This is a genomic window from Bacillus sp. 05T31, from assembly GCF_056396725.1.
This window is the reverse complement of record NZ_JBFTMA010001408.1, coordinates 1-435: the sequence shown is the minus strand read 5'-3', so window position 1 is coordinate 435 and position 435 is coordinate 1. Positions and strand designations below refer to the sequence as shown.

At 27.8% G+C, this 435-nt stretch carries 1 protein-coding gene; it reads right to left on the bottom strand.

The annotated features are described in order from the left end of the window. A partial coding sequence (locus AC1DJR_RS33550; protein WP_477004628.1) for an ABC-2 transporter permease occupies window positions 1–433 on the bottom strand: 433 nt, incomplete at its 3' end. Window positions 434–435 lie beyond the last annotated feature (2 nt).

The following is a 435-nucleotide window of genomic DNA, read 5'->3' as shown; positions in this document are numbered from 1 at the left end:
TTTCATCACCAAAAATATTGCACATAAGGCCAATCATACCCATTAAAGGAAAAATCATAATCACATTCAAGACAGTAATAGCTTTATATCCTCCAATGTAATTAGTAGGTATCGTTACTACACAATAAATCAAAGTTGCTACTATTGCTGAAAATATTGCATATCCAGGAATAACTATATCTCTGTTCAACAAAATATTTCCTAATATTACGACTATAGAAGTTATACTCAAACCGACTATAATAAATAATGTGCTTGAAATATATTTAGCTATAACTATCTCTTTTCTCGTTATAGGCAAACTCACTAATACTTTTTCTGTTTTACTTTTTTCTTCATAATAAAAAGAAATATATATAATCGTACTACATGTTATAAATAATCCTATTGCAATCCCCATCGGTTCTACGGAATTTCTAAAAACAGATAAAATAG